This is a genomic window from Microbacterium sp. Leaf161, from assembly GCF_001423645.1.
GTDB classification, from domain to species: Bacteria; Actinomycetota; Actinomycetes; order Actinomycetales; family Microbacteriaceae; genus Microbacterium; species Microbacterium forte.
The window spans coordinates 822,574-840,672 of sequence record NZ_LMOW01000001.1; the positions used below are offsets into that span (position 1 = coordinate 822,574).

Sequence of the window (18,099 nt, forward strand, 5' to 3'; positions counted from 1 at the left end):
TCCGTTCGAATCGCGTGAATGACCCTATCCGGACCGCATATCGGGTCAATCGCGCGATTCGAAGGGCCGAATGCCGGGGCTAGAGCCGCTCGATGATCGTGGCGTTCGCCATGCCGCCGCCCTCGCACATGGTCTGCAGGCCGAATCGTCCGCCGACCGCGTCGAGCTGGTCGATGAGGGTTCCGAGCAGGCGGGTGCCCGACGAGCCCAGAGCGTGCCCGAGGGCGATCGCTCCTCCGCGCGGATTGAGTTTCGCGGCATCGGCCCCGAGCTCGGCGGCCCACGCGAGCGGTACGGATGCGAACGCCTCGTTGACCTCGTAGGCGTCGAGGTCGTCGATCGTGAGTCCGGTGCGCTCGAGGATGCGCCGGGTGGCGGGGATCGGCCCGGTGAGCATCATCAGCGGGTCGTCTCCGACCACCGTGAACGCATGGAACCTCGCACGCGGCGTGAGCCCCAGCGCGTCGGCGCGCTCCGCGCTCATCAGCAGAGCGGCGGATGCTCCGTCGGTGAGCGGTGAGGAGTTGCCGGGAGTGATCCTCCAATCGACCTCGGGGAACCGCGCGGCGAGCGCGTCGGTGCGGAACGCCGGGTTCAGCCCGGCGAGTCCCTCAGCCGTGGTGCCGGCACGGACGGTCTCGTCGACCACGGCATCCGGCGCCTCGGCGACCGGGATGATCGTGCGGTCGAAGAAGCCGCTCCCCCAGGCATCCGCCGCGCGGCGATGCGACTCTGCCGCATAGTCATCGAGTGCAGCACGATCGAGGCCCCAGCGCTGGGCGATGAGCTCGGCCGAGACGCCCTGGTTCACGAGGCCTTCGGGGTAGCGCTCACGCAGGCGGGGCGACATCGGGCTTCCGCCGGCTGCGGACGAGCCGAGCGGCACGCGGCTCATCGACTCGACACCTCCGACGATGACCGCGTCGTATGCCCCGGCCATGATCCCCTGTGCGGCGAAGTGCACCGCCTGCTGACTCGACCCACACTGACGGTCGATCGTCGTGGCGGGGATCGTCTCGTCGAAGCCCGCGGCGAGCACGGCCTGACGGGCGATGTTCGACGACTGATCGCCCACCTGGCTCACGCAGCCGAGCAGCACGTCGTCGATCTGCCGCGATTCCAGACCGTTGCGTTCGAGGATCGCGCCCAACGCGCCCGCCGCCAGATCGACGGGATGCACACCCGCCAGGGCGCCGCCCGGCTTGCCCCGCCCGACGGGGGTGCGGACGACATCGACCAGGACGGCTTCGCTGCGCGTGCTCATGCCTCCTATTCTCACCCTGTCCCGGAGTCGAGTCGCGGAACGGCGACATCGGATGGGTGGGATGCGGTCTTCGCGCGCCGCGAAAACGGACGGCGGCCCCCGGCATCCGAAATACAATCGTTGGTGCGCCCGCACCCTGGCGCATCCCCCACCGTCGAGGTGCCCGTGATCCGGGCGACCGCACTCTCTGAGGACCCACCATGTCCAGCGAACCCATCACCGTCTCCATCCGCCGCGAGCTCGACCCCGAGCACGTGGCCGAGGCCACTGCGTGGGTGCAGACCGGCGTGAACCTCGCGCACCGGTACCCCGGCTTCCTCGGATCCGGATGGGTGCGCGACGGTGAGGACTCGCACGTCTGGCACATGCTCTACCGCTTCTCCGACGAGAGGTCGCTCGTCGCCTGGGAGCAGTCCGGCGAGCGCGAGTGGTGGAAGTCGACCGGCGAGCAGTTCGTGCGCAGCGAGCGCGTGCGCCGCCGCAGCGGCATCGAGGGATGGTTCGACGAGCCGACCACCGACACCATCACACTCCCTCGGGCCGACGGCTCGACGACCACGGTCGCGATGGTCAGCACTCCCCCGCGCTGGAAACAGGCCGTGTCGATCTGGCTCGGGTTCTTCCCGCTCAACCTCGCCTTCACCTATGCGATGAGCCCGATCCCCGGCTGGAACGAGCTGCCGATCTGGTTGCGGGTGCTCGCGACGACGGTCGTGCTGACCCCGATCATGACCTACTGGGTGCTGCCCTGGGTCACGCGCACGCTGCGCCACTGGCTCAACCGCTGAGGCGGCCGGCTCGGCGGCGGTCCCGGCGGGCTGCGGGGTCGAAAAAGCACCGGAAACCGCCGTTTCGGATGCGCTTTCGACCACGCACGCCGTCGCCCGAGCTGAGGGCGGCAGGCTGAGGGCGGCAGGCTGAGGTCGGCAGGTCAGAGGTCGGCGACGGCGGCGCGCAGCGCCTGCTCGACGACCGCGACCCCCTCGGCCAGCGGCCCCGGTCGTCGCACAAGATGCAGGGTGTTGATCGGCGGGTCGTCGGTCGGACGCAGGTCGACGAGCCTCCCGTCGGCGAGCTCGTCGGCGATCAGGTAGGTCGGCAGCACGGTGACGCCCGCTCCGGCGACGGCGGCGGCGGCGAGCGCACGCAGATCCGGGAAGACGAGAGCGGGTTCGCGGTCGAGACGGATGCCGAAGACATGCCGCCAGTACCGGCGCAGGATCGGCACGTCGCGGTCGTAGGCCAGCAGGGGCGCGTCGGTGAGGGCGTCCCGCGTGAGGACGGGGGAATGCGCGATGCCGAGCGCCGGTGCCGCGACGAGTGCGAACTCCTCGTCGAAGAACGGCACGGACGGCAGCCCCCGCCCGCGCGGACGCACCGCCGAGATCACGAGGTCGAGGCTGCCGACCCTGAGCTGCTCGAGCAGATCGTCGGCCAGGCCGGTGGTCACCGCGAGCCGCATCCCGTCTGCGACAGCGGGGGCGAGAGCGGGTGCGGCGACGCTGGCCAGGAACTCGGCGGCGCCGCCCAGTCGCACGATCGGCGGTTCGGCGGCGGGGCGGGTGCCGAGAGCATCCGCCAGCGCGTCGAGTGGACCGGAGAGCCGGGCTGCGAGCTCGTCGGCGCGCGGCGTCGGGCGGATGCCGCGGGCATGGCGCACGAACAGCGGCTCGCCGACGCTCTCTTCCAGCGCCTGAAGCTGCGTCGTCACGGACGACTGCGCGAGGCCGAGTGTGCGCGCCGCCGCTGACACCGACCCCGACCGGTGCGCGGCGAGGAAGGTGCGCCACAGCCCGAGGTCCTGCAGCCCATCGGAATTCCGATTGCTCATATCGGCAATCTATCGGAATCGGTTCTCGATCCTCGCGGTTGTCCCGGATATCGCATCCGCACGGCATCCGTCGTCCGACCCCTTGGGAGCATTCATGTCATCCGTCCTCTTCGTCGTCACCGGCGCCCGCACCTGGACCCTGTCCGACGGCACCGAGCACCCCACCGGCTACTGGGCCGAAGAACTGCTCGCCCCGTACCGACTGCTCACCGCAGCAGGTCATGACGTCGTCTTCGCGACTCCCGGCGGTGTCGAGCCGGTGGCCGACTCGTCGAGCCTCGGCGAAGGCGATGCCGCCGCCCTCGCACAGATCCCGGGGCTCACCACTCCCCTGGTGCTCGCCGACGTCGACGCCGCCGACTACGCGGCCGTCTACTACCCGGGCGGCCACGGCCCGATGCAGGACCTCGCAGTGGATGCCGACTCGGCGGCGCTCATCTCGGCGACCGTCGCCGCCGGCCGCCCGCTGGCCGCCGTATGCCACGGTCTCGCTGCTCTGCTTCCCGCGCGCGATTCCGCTGGCGAGCCCCTGGTCGCCGGGCGCCGAATCACCGGCTTCTCCGATGAGGAGGAGCGTATCGGCGGACTCGCCGATCGCGCGCCGTTCCTTCTCGAGACCGCGCTGCGCGGTCTCGGCGCCGACGTCGAGGTCACCGATCCCTGGAGCGATCACACGATCGTCGACGGCCTGCTCATCACCGGACAGAACCCGCAGTCGTCGGCATCCGCCGCCCAGGCGCTGATCGCGGCTCTTCGCCTGACGCGTCACCGTCCGCGCGCGCGTGGGTTGTCAGAAACGCACCGGACACAGCTCGTTCGGATGCGCTTGTGACCACTCACGCCGCGGGACACGCCGGCGAACGCTGCCCCGCACGGCGGGTGGTCAGAAACGCACCTCACGCGGCTCGTTCGGATGCTCTTTTGACCACTCACGCCGCGGCAGTCGCCCGGCGGCCGACGAGCGACTCAGACCGCGGAGATCCGCCAGGATGCCGCGTGCGTCGCGCCGGGCTCGAGCACGACCAGGTCGGTTCCCGAGTTGAAAGCATCAGGCGGGCAGGTCATGGGCTCGACCGCGAGACCGATGCGGTGGATCGCATCGATGCCCGGGTTGTCGGCCGTGTGCACCTGCACCCACGGGCAGCGCTCGTCGAACGTCATCGCGACGCCGGTTCCGGCATCCGTCACGAGCCGAACCTCGGCGACTCCGCCGTCACGGGCGAGACCGGTGAAGGCGTGGTCGATGAAGACGTCGCCGATGCGGCGCGCTGCGCGGAAATCCCACGCCGGATGCTCCGACACGGCCTCGAGCGCGACCGGACTCAACCGGTCGGGCGTGACGGTGAGCACCTCGGATGCCGGCAGCGTGAGCGTCCAGTCGTCCACCCGGCCGCCGGGGCCGGCGACGAGATAGGGATGCGGTCCGGTGCCCCAGGGCGCAGCATCCGCCCCGAGGTTGCGCGCCGTGACAGTCTGACGCAGCCCGTCGATGTCGATGCGGTATTCGGTCTCGACCTCGACGCGGAACGGGTATCCCGTCTGCGGCTCGATCACGGCCGCAAGCACGACGCGGTCGTCGAGCACGAGGCGATCCTCGAACTCCGCCCACGCGAGGAGGCCGTGCAGCGCCTGGCCGCGGGCGGGTTCGGTGAGAGCCAGCTGCTGCTCGGCGCCGCCGAACGTGTAGCGGCCGTCGACGATGCGGTTGGGCCACGGCGCGAGGGTGGTGCCGCGGTATCCGGGCCGCACCTCGTCGGCATCGAACGGCACGACGAGGTCGCGCCCCTCGAACGTGAGCACACGCAGTGAGGCGCCGACGCTCGCGATCACGGCCTCATAGCCATGACCCGCGATGCGCAGCTGCCGTCCTGAGCGCGGACGCGCCGCGGTCGCGATGTCCACAGCGGAACCGACGGCGGCGGAGGAGACGTCAGTCATCACAGCCCCTGAGCCAGTCGGTAGTACGCCTGGTTCCAGCGCACCTGCTTCTGGAAGTCGGGCAGGGTGGTCGCATCGTCGATCACGAGCAGCTCGACCTCGGCCATCTCGGCGAAGTCGCGGAAGGCCTCGAGGCCGACGGCCGTCGACATGACGGTGTGGTGCGCGGCACCGGCGGTCAGCCACGCGGCGGCGCTCGTGGTGAAGTCGGGCCGCGGCTTCCAGACAGCGCGGCCGACGGGGAGCTTCGGCAGCGACTGGCGCGGCGGCACGTTCTCGACGACGTTCGCGGTGAGGCGGAACCGGTCGCGCATGTCGCTCAGCGCCACGACGATCGCGGGGCCCGGGTCGGCGGTGAAGACCAGGCGCACCGGGTCGTCCTTGCCGCCGATGCCGAGCGGGTGGATCTCGAGCGTCGGCTTGGCGGTGGTCAGCGAGGGCGAGACCTCGAGCATGTGCGCTCCGAGGATCAGCTCGTCGCCGGGGGTCATGTCGTAGGTGTAGTCCTCCATGAGGCTCGCGCCCCCGGGAAGCCCCGCACCCATCACATTCGCGACGCGCACGAGGATCGCGGTCTTCCAGTCGCCCTCGGCTCCGAAGCCGTATCCTTCGGCCATCAGGCGCTGCACCGCGAGACCGGGCAGCTGCGTCAGCGCGCCGAGGTCTTCGAACGACGTGGTGAAGGCGCCGAAGCCCCCCTCTTCGAGGAACGTCCGCAGACCGATCTCGATCGCGGCTCCGTCACGCAGGGACTGGTGGCGGTCTCCTCCGCGGCGCAGCTCCGGCACGACCTCGTACAGCTCCTCGTACTCGGCCACGAGGGCGTCGATCTCGGAGTCGGATGCCGCGGCGACCGCATCCGCCAGATCGTTCACGCCCCAGGTGTTGACCTGCACGCCGAAGCGCAGCTCGGCCTCGGTCTTGTCGCCCTCGGTGACGGCGACGAAGCGCATGTTGTCGCCGAACCGGGCGAGCTTGAGCGAGCGCGATGCCGCAAGGCCGGCGGCCGCGCGCTGCCAGGTCGCGATCTCCTGGCGCACCCGCGGGTCGCTCGCGTGACCCACGACGGTCTTGCGGGGCACGCCGAGACGCGTCTGGATGTAGCCGAATTCGCGGTCACCGTGCGCCGCCTGGTTCAGGTTCATGAAGTCGAAATCGATGTCGGCCCAGGGCAGCTCGACGTTCGCCTGCGTGTGCAGGTGCGCGAGCGGCTTCTGGAGGGCGTCGAGGCCGGCGATCCACATCTTCGCGGGGCTGAACGTGTGCATCCACGCGATCAGGCCGATGACCCTGTCGTCGGCGTTGGCCTCGAGCGCGGTGCGCTTGATGGCCGCGGCATCGGTCAGCACGGGCTTCCACACGATCTTCACCGGCACCTCGCCTGCCTCGTCGAGGATGCGGGCGATCTGCTGCGACTGCTCGGCGACCTGTGCGAGCGTCTCGGGGCCGTAGAGGTGCTGGCTGCCGGTGAGGAACCAGACCTCGTAGCCGTCGAGCGAGGTGGTGAGCGGGGTGCGTGGCATGACTGGTCCTTCGGTGTGGCGGGGAGAGTTCAGAGAGAGTCGACGGCGGCGGCCTCGATGGCGAGGCCGGCGCGATAACGATCGAGGTAGGCGGTGAAGCCGGCGACGTCGGCGGGGTCGGGTTCGGCGACCGAGAGGGATGCCGCCGCGAAGACCTGCTCGTCGAGATACTCGCCCAGGGACTGCGCATCGGCATGCGCGAGGTACGACGCGAGAACCGCGATGCCCCACGCACCTCCCTCGGAGGCGAGTTCGCCCACCGCGACGGGAGCCCCGAGCGCACCCGCGAGGAAGCGCTGCGCGATTCCGGCCGTGCGGAACATGCCCCCGTGTGCGAACATGCGGTCGAGCTCGACGCCCTCTGCGGTGAGCACCTGCATGCCGAGCGCGAGGGTTCCGAAGACGCCGTACAGCTGCGAGCGCATGAAATTCGCGAGGGTGAAGGCGCTGTCGGGTGTCCGCACGAACAGCGGACGCCCCTCGGTGAGACCGGCGATCGGCTCACCGGCGAGGTGGTTGTAGGCGAGCAGCCCACCGGCATCCGCCTCGCCGTCGAGCGCCTCGCGGAAGAGGGTGTCGAAGACGGCGTCGTCACTCAGCGGCTGACCGGCTGCCGCCGAGAAGCGGATGAACAGGCCCGCCCAGGCGGCGAGCTCGCTGGCGCCGTTGTTGCAGTGCACCATGGCGACGGCGTCGCCCGCGGGAGTCGTCACGAGGTCGAGTTCGTGATGCACCTCGGCGAGTGGTCGCTCGAGCACGACCATGGCGAAGATGCTCGTCCCCGCCGAGACGTTGCCCGTGCGCGGAGACACCGAGTTGGTCGCCACCATGCCGGTGCCGGCGTCGCCCTCGGGCGGGCACAGCGGGATGCCGGGCTTCAGCGCACCGCTGGGGTCGAGAAGCGCAGCACCCTCGGCGGTGAGTGTGCCTGCGGCCGCCCCGGCAGGGAGCACGGTCGGGAGCAGGTTGCGGGCCGCTGCGGGAAGACGGTCAGCCGCGAGGGCGTCGTACGCCTGCAGCATCCGCTCGTCGTAGTCGCCGGTCGCCGAGTCGATCGGGAACATGCCGGAGGCGTCGCCGACGCCCAGCACCCGCGCGCCCGTGAGCCGTTCGTGCACGTACCCGGCGAGGGTCGTGACGAAGTCGAGCTGCGGCACATGCGCCTCGCCGTCGAGCACGGCCTGGTGCAGGTGCGCGATCGACCAGCGCAGCGGGATGTTGACGCCGAGCAGTTCGGTCAGCTCCGCCGCCGCGGCGCCCGTGTTGGTGTTGCGCCAGGTGCGGAACGGCACGAGCAGCTCGCCCTGCGCGTCGAACGCGAGGTAGCCGTGCATCATCGCCGAGATGCCGATCGCGCCGAAGGTCTCGGGGCGCACGCCGTGGCGGTCCTCCGCGTCGGCGACGAGCGCTGCATAGGCCGCCTGGAGTCCGGCCCAGACCTCGTCGATCGCGTAGGTCCAGAGGCCGTCTTCGAGCCGGTTCTCCCATGCGAACGAGCCGGTGGCGAGCACCTCGGTGGCATCCGACCCGATCAGGCAGGCCTTGATGCGCGTGGAGCCGAGCTCGATGCCGAGGCTCGTGCGGGCGGCGAGGATGTCGTCGCGGGCGGTGGCGCTGGTCGTGTCGGGCGTGCTGGTCGTGTCGCTCATCGTCGGGCGTCCGAGTTCTGTCCGTAGACGTTCTGGTATCGGTGGAAGAGGCTGTCGATCGCCTCCTGCGGAATCGGGATGAGGGGGCCCGCCTCACGGGCGTAGTGCACGGTGCGGGCGACGTCCTCGACCATGACGGCGGCCTTCACCGCATCCTTCGCGTCGACTCCGATCGTGAAGGGGCCGTGGTTCTGCATGAGCACCGCGCGGCTGCGGTGGCCGCTGAGGGTCTGCACGATGCCGCGACCGATCGAGTCGTCGCCGATGATCGCGAAGGGGCCCACCGGAATCGGACCGCCGAACTCGTCGGCCATGGCCGTGATCACGCACGGGATCTCCTCGCCGCGCGCGGCCCAGGCCACGGCGAACGTCGAGTGGGTGTGCACGACGCCGCCGACGGTGGGCATGTGGCGGTAGACGTAGGCGTGGGCCGCGGTGTCGCTCGAGGGCGCGCGGTCGCTGCCGGCGGTTCCGGGGATCACGGCACCGTCGAGGTCGCACAGGATCATGTTCTCGGGGGCGAGGTCGTCGTAGCTCACCCCCGACGGCTTGATGACGAACAGGTCGGCGCCGGGCACCCTGCCCGAGACGTTGCCGCCGGTCCAGACGACGAGGCCGTTGCGGACCAGTTCGGCGTGCAGGCGGGCGACATCTTCGCGGACGGCCTGGATCGATGCGTCGATCTCAGGGGAGAAGACGGGGGCTTCGTTGCTCACGGGTACCTCAGGGTCGGCGGTGGTCACTGTGACCGGTCACAGAAGTGTGTCACGGGGTCGCGGGGCCGGTCAAGGGACACGGCTCGGTGGTCGGCCGTTCACAATTCAGCACGGGCGCGACGGCGTCACGTCGCCGGCGCCGGAATCACGCCGATTCGGCGACCGTGAAGGGGCGTTCATGCTGAGTTGTGAACCCGTCGCACCCGGCGGGGCAGGTCACACCCGCGGCGGGGCGACCGAATCGCGGGTCACGAGCACGGGTGCCACGGGCGGGAGATCGGATGCCGACGCTCCGGCGCTGTCCGCCAGCACCGCCGCCACCGCACGGCGCGCCAGCTCGGAGAAGTCCTGTCGCACGGTCGTCAGCTTGGGCCAGTAGTAGGCGGCATCCGGGGTGTCATCGAAACCGACCACGCTGATGTCGCCCGGCACCGAGAGCCCGGCCTCGTGCAGGCCGCCGAGCAGCCCCAGCGCCATCTGGTCGTTGGCCGCGAACACAGCCGTCACGCCCGACTTCCGCACGGCGTCGACAGCCGCGTAGCCCGAGCCTGCAGTCCAATCACCCTCGAACACGGGGCCGGCGGCGAGCCCACGCGCGGCGAGCTCGTCTGCGAATCCCTGCGTGCGGGACTCTGCTTCGAGCCAGTCGGCGGGTCCGGCCAGGTGCGCGATGCGCGTGTGCCCGGCGTCGGCGAGCGCCGCGACGGCGAGCCTGGCTCCAGCCGCCTGGTCGACCGAGAGGCCGCGGGCTCCTCGGTCGGCCGCGTGAAGCGTGACGACCGGCACGCCGATGCGCAGCTCGTCGAGGGCATCGAGGGTGTGGGCGTGCGGGGCGACGACGACGATGCCTTCGACGCCCTGCATCACGAGGTGGTCGACCGCGGCGATGACCGCGTCGGCGTCTCCGGCATCCGCGAAGGCCGCACTCAGCCAGTATCCGACCTCGCGGGCTGCGGCCTCGAGCGCGGCGATGCTGCGCGAGGGCCCGTAGTGCAGGGCGTCGGTGGCCAGCACACCGAGCGTGCGGGAGCGCCGCGTGCCCAGTGCCCTGGCGGCGTTGTTCATGCGGTAGCCGAGCTCGGTCATCGCGGCGAGCACCCGTTCGCGGGTCTCGACGGCGACCTCGGGGTGGTCGTTCAGCACCCGTGACACCGTCTGCCGAGAGACCCCGGCGAGCACGGCGACGTCACGCACGCCCACAGTGCGACGGGGCTCGCTGCTCGTGTCACTCACGCCGACGAGTGTATGCCGAGCGGCCCCGGCGCCTCTTCTTCGTGCCACTCTGGTGACATGCGCATCGCACTCACGGGATCATCGGGCAAGCTCGGCAGCGTCGTCGCGCGGGAACTCCGCGCCCACGGATACGAGGTCATCGGCATGGACGTCGCCGGGGTCCGCGGCCAGGACTTCGTGCAGGTCGACCTCACGGATTACGGCCAGGTCGTGGATGCTTTCACGGCCGTCGGCGATCGACACGAGGGCATCGATGCCGTCGTGCATCTCGGCGCGATCCCCGCCCCCGGCATCCGCAGCGACGTCGCCACGTTCCACAACAACATGCCCGCCACGTTCAACGTGTTCTGGGCGGCGGTGCGCCTCGGCATCCGGCGCGTCGTCTACGCGTCGAGCGAGACCGTGCTCGGCCTGCCGTTCGACGTGCCTCCGCCCTACGTGCCCGTCGACGAGGACTACCCCGCCCGCCCCGAATCGGTGTACTCGCTGGTCAAGACGCTCGAGGAGCAGCTGGCGAGGGAGCTCGTGCGCTGGCATCCCGACCTCTCGATCACGGCGCTGCGGTTCTCGAACGTGATGAACCCGGAGGACTACGCCGAGTTCCCCGACTTCGACTCCGACGCGCTGCGCCGCAAGTGGAACCTCTGGGGCTACATCGACGCCCGCGACGGCGCTCAGGCCGTGGAGCGCGCGCTCGAGGTCGCGGCCCCCGGGTTCGACAACTTCATCATCGCGGCCGCCGACACGGTCATGTCGCGTCCGAGTACCGAGCTGCTCGCCGAGGTCTTCCCCGACGTCCCTGTTGCGCGCGAGTTCGGCCCGAACGAGACACTGCTGTCGATCGACAAGGCCCGCCGCATCCTGGGGTTCGACCCGCAGCACTCCTGGCGCGACCACGTCTGACCTCGGGGTGCGGTCGTCGCGCTGCGAAGCGATGCAAGCCCGATCCTTCGTGCTGGCAGTCAGCTCCAGAGGCTGGCGACCCGGGCTTCGGCGTCGCGGGTGCGGGCTTGCGCGCGGGCCGCAGCGGTCGCCGCGCTGGTGAGAGCTGTCTGCATGGCGTCGGCGCAGTCGGTCCATTCGCGTTGAGCGCGGACGTAGGCCTCCTGAGCGTGGCCGGTCCACTGCTGCCTCAACCCGGAGACCTCGCCATCGAGGTCGTCGAGCAGACCGCGAATCCGCTCTGCGGTGTCGGCAAGAACCGCGATCGACTGGGCGAGCGGTTCGTGATCGACGCGGATGCGCATCAGCTGACGCCTGCGTCGGATTCAGGCTTGGGCCAGCTCAGGTGGAGATCGCGGAGCTCATAGGGCTGAGACACCATGTCGGTGAGGAAGTACGTGTAGAAGATGACGGCTGCTTCGTCGGCGGTGAAGACCTCGTGAGGGTAGACCGTGGTGCTATGCCGGCCTTCGTCCCAGTGGATCACCTCGGTCGGCGCGCCCGAGAGGTCACCGTCGGGCTTGCCGATTGTGTACTGGTGCGCGGTGCCGTCGGTATCCAGGCGGCGCACCTCGATCGTGAGGGCGTCGGCGGCGCCGGCGCACTGCATGTACTTGCCGCTGAGCGGAATGCTCTCTAGGAGGTCCGCGCCCTCCGGTGCCCGCCACAAGCTCCACGCCCAAGTGGACATCCCATTCATCTGGTTCAGCGAGAACCTGATCTGGTCCGGATACGGTCGGACGTAGTCAACCAGCGCCCCGCGGACGGAGTCGTTGATCTGCCTGATGTGTGTGGGCTGATTCATCTCACCGTCTCCACGTGCACTCTGGTGATCTCAATGCTCCTGCCGTTGTATACAGTGATTGCCAGCCGCTCAGGACTGACAGCTCGGTCGAATCCCTTCTCGACGCGGATGCGCATCAGCTGACGCCTGCGTCGGATTCAGGCTTCGGCCAGCTCAGGTGGAGATCGCGGAGCTCGTAGGGCTGAGAGACCTCGTCGGTGAGGAAGTACGTGTAGAAGACGACGGCTGCTTCGTCGGCGGTGAAGACCTCGTGCGGGTAGACCGTGGTGCTGTGGCGGCGGTCGTCGAAATGGATGACTTCGGTCGGCTCGCCCGTGCAGTCACCGCCGGGCTTGCCGATCGCGTACTGGTGGGGGGCGCCGTCGTCCTCGATGCGGCGCACCTCGAGCGCCAGTGCGTCGGCGGTGCCGGCGCACTGCATGTACTCCTCGCTGAACGGGATGCTGTCCAGCAGGTCCGCACCCTCAGGCGCACGCCACAAGCTCCACGCCCAGAATGATGTTCCATTCACCCGGTTCAGCACGAACCGAATCTCTTCCGGGTAGGGGCGAAGATCATTGACGAGCGCACCACGGGTGAAGCCGTTGATCTGACTGATATGCGTTGGCTGCGTCACTTCACTTCTCTCAGTAGGACTTTGGTGATCTGGATCTTTTCGCCGTTGTAAACGGCGGTTGCAGGACGTTCTGGACTGACCGTGCTGTCGAATCCTCGTTGAGCGGCGTCACGGCTGCCGGTGCCGCCCTTGACCTCGATGCCGGTGTAGGTCCCATCGGCATTCTCATAGAGGCCGTCGTAGTAACGGTGTTGATCTGACGTTGCGCCGGGCCGGTGGTACCCCTCGATGGTCGCACGCACCTTGTCGCGGATGATATCCACGCCACGCTCCTCGGCGACTCGATCCAGCCCGATCTTCTCCGTGTCGACCCAGGGTCGTTGGCCGTCACCGTTGTACTGGCCGAAGACGTCTCGACCACCGTGTTCGGGGTGGGGTGGCGGACGCTCCACGATGCGGGTGGCATCGTCGCCGGTCGCCTCGTTCATCCAGCGGGTACTGGCGTGCCCGGCCGCTGCGAGGCCCGCTCCGGCGACCCCCACACCGGCCCACGCGAGGCCACCACCGGGCGCAGCTCCCACTCCTGTGAGCGCGAGGGCGCCCCCGCCGCCGATCATGGTGCCGCCACCGACGACGAGCGCGACTCCGCCCAGGAGCTCGAGAAGGATGTCGGGGTGGTTGATGAGCGCATTGCCCATGGAGGCGATGAAGTTCAGCTGGTCTATCGCCGGGTTGAGCACGGCGGTCTCGAACATGACCGTGCCGATCGCCCCCGCCGCCGCCCAGTTCTTCGTGCTCTCCGCCTGCTTCGGAGTCTCCAGCGGCGCCGCGTCCGCCGCCTCGTGAATGGCGTTCGCGGCATCCACGGCGTAGCGGTCCAACACGCCCCTCGCGTTGGTCAAGACCTCGACGGCCTGCGCGCGCAGGTCCGCCCCGCCATCGACGAACGGGACGTCGAGCTCGACGTGTCGCAGGCCGAGGTCGCGCTCCAGCTCCCGCACCTTCACGCGGTGCTCGTGGTGCGAGGCGATCGTCGCCGCCTCCGCCTGCTCCCACAGGTCGATCGCCCGCGCTGCCTCCTCCTGCGCCCACCGCAGAGCATCTCCGTAGGCCGACAGGGCGGCGGCGCCGCTCATCAGGTGCTCGCCGCACCTCTGCCACGACGACCGCACGTACTCGGCCCGCTCGAGGTACTTCTCGTACGGGTACCCCGTCCACGCGGAATCGACCTCGAGGCCCCGCAGCCGATCCCGAAGCGTCGTGGCAGCCTCTGACCGAGACCGCCACGCCGACGCGACCGTGTGCACCGCGGCATACGAGCCCGGGATCAGTGCGACCGGGTCGTTCGTCATCCCCAACTCGGGCATCAGTAGTCGCTCTCCGACCAGATCATCTGGTCGAGTTCGCTGCTCGACGCCTCGTCACCCCGGTCGAAGACCTCGGCCGTCTGCCGCAGGTTCTCCGCCAACATGTCGACATCCCCGAGGCGCCGCCCCAGCGCGGTCGTCCAGGTGTCGCCGAATCGGGCCACCGCTGCATCGACCCAGTCCTCGCCCAGCCCCGAGGACTGCGCGACCACCGGCGATCCGAAGTCGCCGCGCGCAGCCGCGGCCTTCGTCGCGAAAGCGCGGAGCTCGTCGGTCTCCACATCGGCCATCGCACCCCCGCACGTCCCGAATGACGACTTTACGTCGTCATATGGGGCGTTTTTGGGGCGGAAAGTGCTAAATACCGGTGTTCAGGGATGCTGCGCGATCGAAGCCACTCAGCTGCCCGAGAACCCCCGTCGGCCGCGGTCGACACCCGCCCCAGGCACGCAAATGACCCCCTGTCCACCGGACAGGGGGTCATTCACGCGATTGGAACGGAAGCTACTCCCGTTTTCGGGTCACCGCGCGCTGCAGCAGCACGAACACGAGCAGGATGCCGCCGGTGATGATGGTCGTCATCTCGGGTGGGATGCCACCGTCGCGCGTGATCAGCACGTTCATGAGTCCGAGTACCAGGGCCCCGATGACCGATCCGAGCACGTAGCCGTAGGCGCCGGTCAGCACGGTGCCGCCGATGACCGCTGCGGCGATCGCGTCGAGCTCCCATCCGATGCCGGTGATGTTCTGCGCCGTTCCGAGTCGCGCGGTGTACAGCACCGCCGCGAGACCGGCCAGGCCGCCGCTGATCACGTAGACCAGCACCTTGGTGCGCTGCACGGGAAGCCCCATCAGCAGCGCGGAGCTCTCTGACCCGCCGATCGCGTAGACCGTGCGCCCGGTGCGGGTGCGGTGCAGCACGAAGAACGCGGCGGCCACGACGAGCACCGCGACGAGCACCGCGGGGGTGATCACGAGGTCGTTGACCTTGGGGCCGTCGATGATCTTCAGCTGCGTGCCGATCCACCGGATGGGTGACTCCTCGCCGAGCCGTTCGGGCTTGGTGCTGAGCAGCGACGCGAGGCCGCGCCCGAGGAACATCATCGCCAGAGTCGCGATGAACGGCTGCACGTTGAAATACCTGATCAGCACGCCCGAGACGATGCCGAAGAGCACGCCGATGCCGATCATCGCGATGATCACCGCGAACGCGTTCCAGCCGGCGTTCGAGAGCATCACTCCGGCGACCGAGGAGACCGCGATGATCGAGCCGACAGACAGGTCGATTCCGCCGGTGAGGATCACGAAGGTCAGCGCGACGGCCAGCACGATGAGGTGCGCGTTGTTGATCAGCAGGTTCGACAGCGTGTTGAACTGCAGGATGCGGCCGTAGGCCACCTCGCCGAAGATCACCATGCCGACGAAGATGACGACAGAGGCGATCGTCGGCAGCACCGAAGGGTTCGCCGTGATCATGCGCCGCACGCGGTCGACGATGGTCTCGGTCGCCTGCGGAGCGGGGGTGGCGGTCACGACGCTCATGCGGGCACCTCTTCCTTGGCGATGATCTGCTCGACCGGTCGGACTTTGCGGCGCGAGCGGAACCAGCTGCGCACCCGCTGCGACTGCAGCAGGCACAGGATGACGATCACGATGGCCTTGAAGGCAGGAGTCGCCGACGACGAGACGCCGAGATACAGCACGGTCTTGTCGAGGGTGGCGATGAGCAGCGCTCCGACGAACGCGCCGCTGAGCGAGAACTTGCCGCCCGCGAGCGAAGCGCCGCCGATGACGACAGCGAGGATCGCGTCGAGCTCGAGCTGGTAGCCGGTGCGCGAGATGTCGACGGTCATGACGCTGCCGACCGACATGACCCCCGCGATTCCCGCGAGGATGCCGCTCATGATGTAGGCCGTGAGCAGCAGGCCCTTCGGCTTGATCCCTGCCATGCGACTGGCGCGGGGGTTGATGCCGATCGCCTCGATCATGAGACCCAGCGCACTGCGCCTGACAACCCAGCCGACGGCGATCACGATGAGCACGGCGAGGATGAACACCACGGGGATGCCGATCACGAAGCCGTTGGCGATCCACCGGAACGCGTCGTTCGACGCCGTGGTGTTCTGCCCGCCCGTGATCACCTTGGCGATTCCTCGACCTGCGAGCATGAGCACGAGGGTGGCGATGAACGGCTGCAGCCCGACGTAGGCGACGAGCAGACCGTTGACCGCCCCGAGGATGCCGGTGATGACCAGCGCGAGTCCGACCGCGGCGAGCGCCGCACCGAAGGAGTCTCCGGCGGCGCTGAGGAACTCCATCGAGACGGCCCCGGCGACGGCCATGAGCGAGCCGACCGAGAGGTCGATGCCGCCGGTGGCGATCACGAGCGACATCCCGATCGCGATCATCATGATCGGCGCCGCCTGGCGCAGGATGTCGATCAGGTTGCCCACGAGATTGCCGTTGTTGGGGTTGATCGAGAGCGCGAGGTAGGTCGGGTCCTTGATCACGTTCAGGGCGAGCAGTGCGAGGATCGCGGTGATGCCCCAGAAGAACGGCTTGTGGATCAGATCCCGCCAGATGGTGGTGCCGGCTGACGCGGTCATCGCGCTGCCTCCTTGTCGGTCGTGGGGGCGATGCTATCGGGCACGGCGCCGTCTGTGTCGTCGAGCGTCTCGGCCGCGGCCTCCACTCCGTGAGCGGCGATCACATCGACGATCACCTGCGCGGTGACGTCGGGGCCGTTCTGGATCTCGCCGATCTTACGGTGGTCCTTCAGCACGACGATCCGTTCGGAGAGACGCACGACCTCTTCGAGTTCGGACGAGATGAACACCACGGCGACGCCGTCTTCGGCGAGCTCGGCCACCGCCTCCTGGATCTCGGCCTTGGCGCCCACGTCGATGCCGCGGGTCGGCTCATCGAGGATCAGCAGCTCGGGCTGTGTGGCGAGCCAGCGCCCGAGCAGCACCTTCTGCTGGTTGCCACCGGAGAGGTTCTTGATCATCCGGTCGGGGTCGGCCGGGCGGACGTTGAACTGCTCGATGTAGCGGTCGACGATCGCATCCTGCTCCTTGCGGCTCATCGGCCGCGCCCACCCGCGCTCGGCCTGCACCGCGAGGACGATGTTCTCGCGCACGGTCAGGTCTCCGATGATGCCCTCGTCGCGACGGTTCTCGGTCGAGAAGGCGATGCGGCGAGGCAGCGCGTCGGCCGGCGACTTGAGGTCGACCCGGTGACCGTGCAGCTCGATCGTGCCCTCGTCGGTGCGGTCGGCCCCGTAGAGCAGTCGCGCGAGCTCGGTGCGTCCGGAGCCCAGCAGACCGGCGAAGCCGATCACTTCGCCGGGGCGGATGTCGAGGTCGGTCGCCTCGACCGCGCCTCGTCGTGCGATTCCGGATGCTGCGAGCAGCGGCTTCTCGTCCGCGTCGCGCGGTGTACGGCGGCGGTTGCCCCCGAGTGACGTGAGCGCGTCGAGGTCTTTGCCGATCATCTTCGAGATGAGGGCATGGCGGTCGAGGTCTCGGGTCAGGTACTCGCCCTCGTACAGTCCGTTGCGCAGCACCGTCAGGCGGTCGCTGATCGCGTAGACCTGATCGAGGAAGTGCGAGACGAAGAGGATCGCGACGCCCTGGTCGCGCAGCGCCCTGATCACGGTGAAGAGGCCGTCGACCTCGGCGGCGTCGAGGCTGGAGGTCGGCTCATCGAGGATGAGCACCTTGGCCCTGATCGCCATCGCGCGGCTGATGGCGACGAGCTGCTGCAGCGCGATCGAGAGAGTCGAGAGCGGTCGGCGCGTGTCGAGGTGCCCCAGCCCGAGTCGGGAGAGAGCGTCGGTCGCGGCGCGGTGGGTGGCCGTCCAGTTGATGCCGAACACTCCACGCAGCTCGTGTCCGAGCATCACGTTCTCGCCGATCGAGAGGTTCGGTGCGAGATTGACCTCTTGGTAGACCGTCGAGATCCCGGCATCCTGCGCGTCGTCCGCGCCGCCGAAGCTGCGCTCCTGACCCGCGACGACGATCGACCCCGAGTCGATCTGGTAGACACCGGTCAGTGCTTTGATCAGGGTCGACTTTCCGGCGCCGTTCTCTCCCATGAGCGCGTGGACCTCGCCCGGGAACAGCCGGAAATCGACCCCGTCGAGGGCTTTCACGCCCGGGAACTCGATGGAGATCCCCCGCATCTCGACGATGGGCAGTGCTTCGTTCATCGCTGTCTCTCCGTCCGCAGAACCCGGGTGGAGCAGTGCTCCTGCCCCACCCGGGTTCGCTGCCG

The 18,099-nt window shown here is 69.1% G+C and carries 18 protein-coding genes; 3 read left to right on the forward strand and 15 right to left on the reverse strand.

All coding sequences use genetic code 11. The annotated features are described in order from the left end of the window. Positions 1-79: 79 nt before the first annotated feature. Positions 80-1,264, reverse strand: coding sequence for a thiolase family protein (locus ASF87_RS04085; protein ID WP_056374360.1), 1,185 nt, complete (start codon positions 1,262-1,264; stop codon positions 80-82). A gap of 200 nt (positions 1,265-1,464) precedes the next feature. Between ASF87_RS04085 and ASF87_RS04090 the strand changes: the two genes are divergently transcribed. Beyond that, entirely contained in the window at positions 1,465-2,052 is a 588-nt protein-coding gene (locus ASF87_RS04090; RefSeq protein ID WP_056374362.1) for an antibiotic biosynthesis monooxygenase, read from the forward strand. Between the two features lie 143 nt (positions 2,053-2,195). Here the strand turns inward: ASF87_RS04090 and ASF87_RS04095 are convergent, their stop codons facing one another. Further along, positions 2,196-3,095: a LysR family transcriptional regulator gene (locus ASF87_RS04095; RefSeq protein WP_056374364.1), complete on the reverse strand. Its 900-nt coding sequence runs from the start codon at positions 3,093-3,095 to the stop codon at positions 2,196-2,198. A gap of 94 nt (positions 3,096-3,189) precedes the next feature. Here ASF87_RS04095 and ASF87_RS04100 point away from each other — a divergent pair, with 94 nt between their 5' ends. Then, positions 3,190-3,927 carry a type 1 glutamine amidotransferase domain-containing protein gene (locus ASF87_RS04100; RefSeq protein WP_082508753.1) on the forward strand — a complete coding sequence of 246 codons (738 nt, stop codon included), beginning with the start codon at positions 3,190-3,192 and terminating at the stop codon, positions 3,925-3,927. Between the two features lie 134 nt (positions 3,928-4,061). Here the strand turns inward: ASF87_RS04100 and ASF87_RS04105 are convergent, their stop codons facing one another. From ASF87_RS04105 to ASF87_RS04125, 5 genes are all read right to left on the reverse strand, one after another. After that, positions 4,062-5,033: an aldose 1-epimerase family protein gene (locus ASF87_RS04105; RefSeq protein ID WP_082508754.1), complete on the reverse strand. Its 972-nt coding sequence runs from the start codon at positions 5,031-5,033 to the stop codon at positions 4,062-4,064. Continuing rightward, on the reverse strand, positions 5,033-6,556 hold the full coding sequence (gene araA, locus ASF87_RS04110; RefSeq protein ID WP_056374366.1) for an L-arabinose isomerase: 1,524 nt from the start codon (positions 6,554-6,556) through the stop codon (positions 5,033-5,035). Before araA ends, ASF87_RS04105 begins: the two co-directional genes overlap by 1 nt. Before the next feature lie 29 nt (positions 6,557-6,585). Next, positions 6,586-8,205: a xylulokinase gene (locus ASF87_RS04115; protein ID WP_056374368.1), complete on the reverse strand. Its 1,620-nt coding sequence runs from the start codon at positions 8,203-8,205 to the stop codon at positions 6,586-6,588. Beyond that, positions 8,202-8,921 (reverse strand): L-ribulose-5-phosphate 4-epimerase, encoded by a 720-nt coding sequence (locus ASF87_RS04120; protein ID WP_056374369.1) that lies wholly within the window; start codon positions 8,919-8,921, stop codon positions 8,202-8,204. The genes ASF87_RS04115 and ASF87_RS04120 overlap by 4 nt, the downstream gene beginning before the upstream one ends. A gap of 216 nt (positions 8,922-9,137) precedes the next feature. Then, a complete protein-coding gene (locus ASF87_RS04125; RefSeq protein ID WP_056374372.1) occupies positions 9,138-10,154 on the reverse strand; it encodes a LacI family DNA-binding transcriptional regulator in 1,017 nt (338 codons plus the stop codon). Positions 10,155-10,211: 57 nt separating this feature from the next. Here ASF87_RS04125 and ASF87_RS04130 point away from each other — a divergent pair, with 57 nt between their 5' ends. Then, the gene (locus ASF87_RS04130) at positions 10,212-11,057 is read left to right on the forward strand and encodes an NAD-dependent epimerase/dehydratase family protein (protein ID WP_056374374.1); all 846 of its coding nucleotides are present in this window, start codon (positions 10,212-10,214) and stop codon (positions 11,055-11,057) included. A gap of 59 nt (positions 11,058-11,116) precedes the next feature. Here ASF87_RS04130 and ASF87_RS04135 read toward each other — a convergent pair whose 3' ends face one another. The 8 genes from ASF87_RS04135 to ASF87_RS04170 all read right to left on the reverse strand — a co-directional run bounded on the left by ASF87_RS04135 (position 11,117) and on the right by ASF87_RS04170 (position 18,034). Further along, positions 11,117-11,401 (reverse strand): WXG100 family type VII secretion target, encoded by a 285-nt coding sequence (locus tag ASF87_RS04135; RefSeq protein WP_056374376.1) that lies wholly within the window; start codon positions 11,399-11,401, stop codon positions 11,117-11,119. Beyond that, positions 11,401-11,901, reverse strand: coding sequence for a hypothetical protein (locus ASF87_RS04140; RefSeq protein WP_056374379.1), 501 nt, complete (start codon positions 11,899-11,901; stop codon positions 11,401-11,403). Before ASF87_RS04140 ends, ASF87_RS04135 begins: the two co-directional genes overlap by 1 nt. Positions 11,902-12,016: 115 nt before the next feature. Continuing rightward, positions 12,017-12,517, reverse strand: a complete 501-nt coding sequence (locus ASF87_RS04145) for a hypothetical protein (protein ID WP_056374381.1) — start codon at positions 12,515-12,517, stop codon at positions 12,017-12,019. Continuing rightward, positions 12,514-13,824: a putative T7SS-secreted protein gene (locus ASF87_RS04150; RefSeq protein WP_157549997.1), complete on the reverse strand. Its 1,311-nt coding sequence runs from the start codon at positions 13,822-13,824 to the stop codon at positions 12,514-12,516. The genes ASF87_RS04145 and ASF87_RS04150 overlap by 4 nt, the downstream gene beginning before the upstream one ends. Continuing rightward, positions 13,824-14,114 carry a type VII secretion target gene (locus ASF87_RS04155; RefSeq protein ID WP_056374384.1) on the reverse strand — a complete coding sequence of 97 codons (291 nt, stop codon included), beginning with the start codon at positions 14,112-14,114 and terminating at the stop codon, positions 13,824-13,826. Before ASF87_RS04155 ends, ASF87_RS04150 begins: the two co-directional genes overlap by 1 nt. 214 nt (positions 14,115-14,328) lie before the next feature. Further along, complete coding sequence (locus ASF87_RS04160) at positions 14,329-15,366, reverse strand: ABC transporter permease (protein WP_056374386.1); 1,038 nt, start codon at positions 15,364-15,366, stop codon at positions 14,329-14,331. Further along, entirely contained in the window at positions 15,363-16,430 is a 1,068-nt protein-coding gene (locus ASF87_RS04165) for an ABC transporter permease (protein ID WP_056374388.1), read from the reverse strand. Before ASF87_RS04165 ends, ASF87_RS04160 begins: the two co-directional genes overlap by 4 nt. After that, on the reverse strand, positions 16,427-18,034 hold the full coding sequence (locus ASF87_RS04170) for a sugar ABC transporter ATP-binding protein (RefSeq protein WP_056374390.1): 1,608 nt from the start codon (positions 18,032-18,034) through the stop codon (positions 16,427-16,429). The genes ASF87_RS04165 and ASF87_RS04170 overlap by 4 nt, the downstream gene beginning before the upstream one ends. Between the last annotated feature and the right edge of the window lie 65 nt (positions 18,035-18,099).

Excerpts from the sequence above, each read along its gene's own strand:
- ASF87_RS04105 (WP_082508754.1), bottom strand. The coding sequence starts at position 5,033 with ATGACTGACGTCTCCTCCGCCGCCGTCGGTTCCGCTGTGGACATCGCG.
- ASF87_RS04115 (WP_056374368.1), bottom strand. The coding sequence starts at position 8,205 with ATGAGCGACACGACCAGCACGCCCGACACGACCAGCGCCACCGCCCGC.
- ASF87_RS04090 (WP_056374362.1), top strand. The coding sequence starts at position 1,465 with ATGTCCAGCGAACCCATCACCGTCTCCATCCGCCGCGAGCTCGACCCC.
- ASF87_RS04155 (WP_056374384.1), bottom strand. The coding sequence starts at position 14,114 with ATGGCCGATGTGGAGACCGACGAGCTCCGCGCTTTCGCGACGAAGGCC.
- ASF87_RS04130 (WP_056374374.1), top strand. The coding sequence starts at position 10,212 with ATGCGCATCGCACTCACGGGATCATCGGGCAAGCTCGGCAGCGTCGTC.
- ASF87_RS04095 (WP_056374364.1), bottom strand. The coding sequence starts at position 3,095 with ATGAGCAATCGGAATTCCGATGGGCTGCAGGACCTCGGGCTGTGGCGC.
- ASF87_RS04160 (WP_056374386.1), bottom strand. The coding sequence starts at position 15,366 with ATGAGCGTCGTGACCGCCACCCCCGCTCCGCAGGCGACCGAGACCATC.
- ASF87_RS04140 (WP_056374379.1), bottom strand. The coding sequence starts at position 11,901 with ATGAATCAGCCCACACACATCAGGCAGATCAACGACTCCGTCCGCGGG.
- ASF87_RS04150 (WP_157549997.1), bottom strand. The coding sequence starts at position 13,824 with ATGCCCGAGTTGGGGATGACGAACGACCCGGTCGCACTGATCCCGGGC.
- ASF87_RS04135 (WP_056374376.1), bottom strand. The coding sequence starts at position 11,401 with ATGCGCATCCGCGTCGATCACGAACCGCTCGCCCAGTCGATCGCGGTT.
- araA (WP_056374366.1), bottom strand. The coding sequence starts at position 6,556 with ATGCCACGCACCCCGCTCACCACCTCGCTCGACGGCTACGAGGTCTGG.
- ASF87_RS04165 (WP_056374388.1), bottom strand. The coding sequence starts at position 16,430 with ATGACCGCGTCAGCCGGCACCACCATCTGGCGGGATCTGATCCACAAG.
- ASF87_RS04170 (WP_056374390.1), bottom strand. The coding sequence starts at position 18,034 with ATGAACGAAGCACTGCCCATCGTCGAGATGCGGGGGATCTCCATCGAG.
- ASF87_RS04100 (WP_082508753.1), top strand. The coding sequence starts at position 3,190 with ATGTCATCCGTCCTCTTCGTCGTCACCGGCGCCCGCACCTGGACCCTG.
- ASF87_RS04085 (WP_056374360.1), bottom strand. The coding sequence starts at position 1,264 with ATGAGCACGCGCAGCGAAGCCGTCCTGGTCGATGTCGTCCGCACCCCC.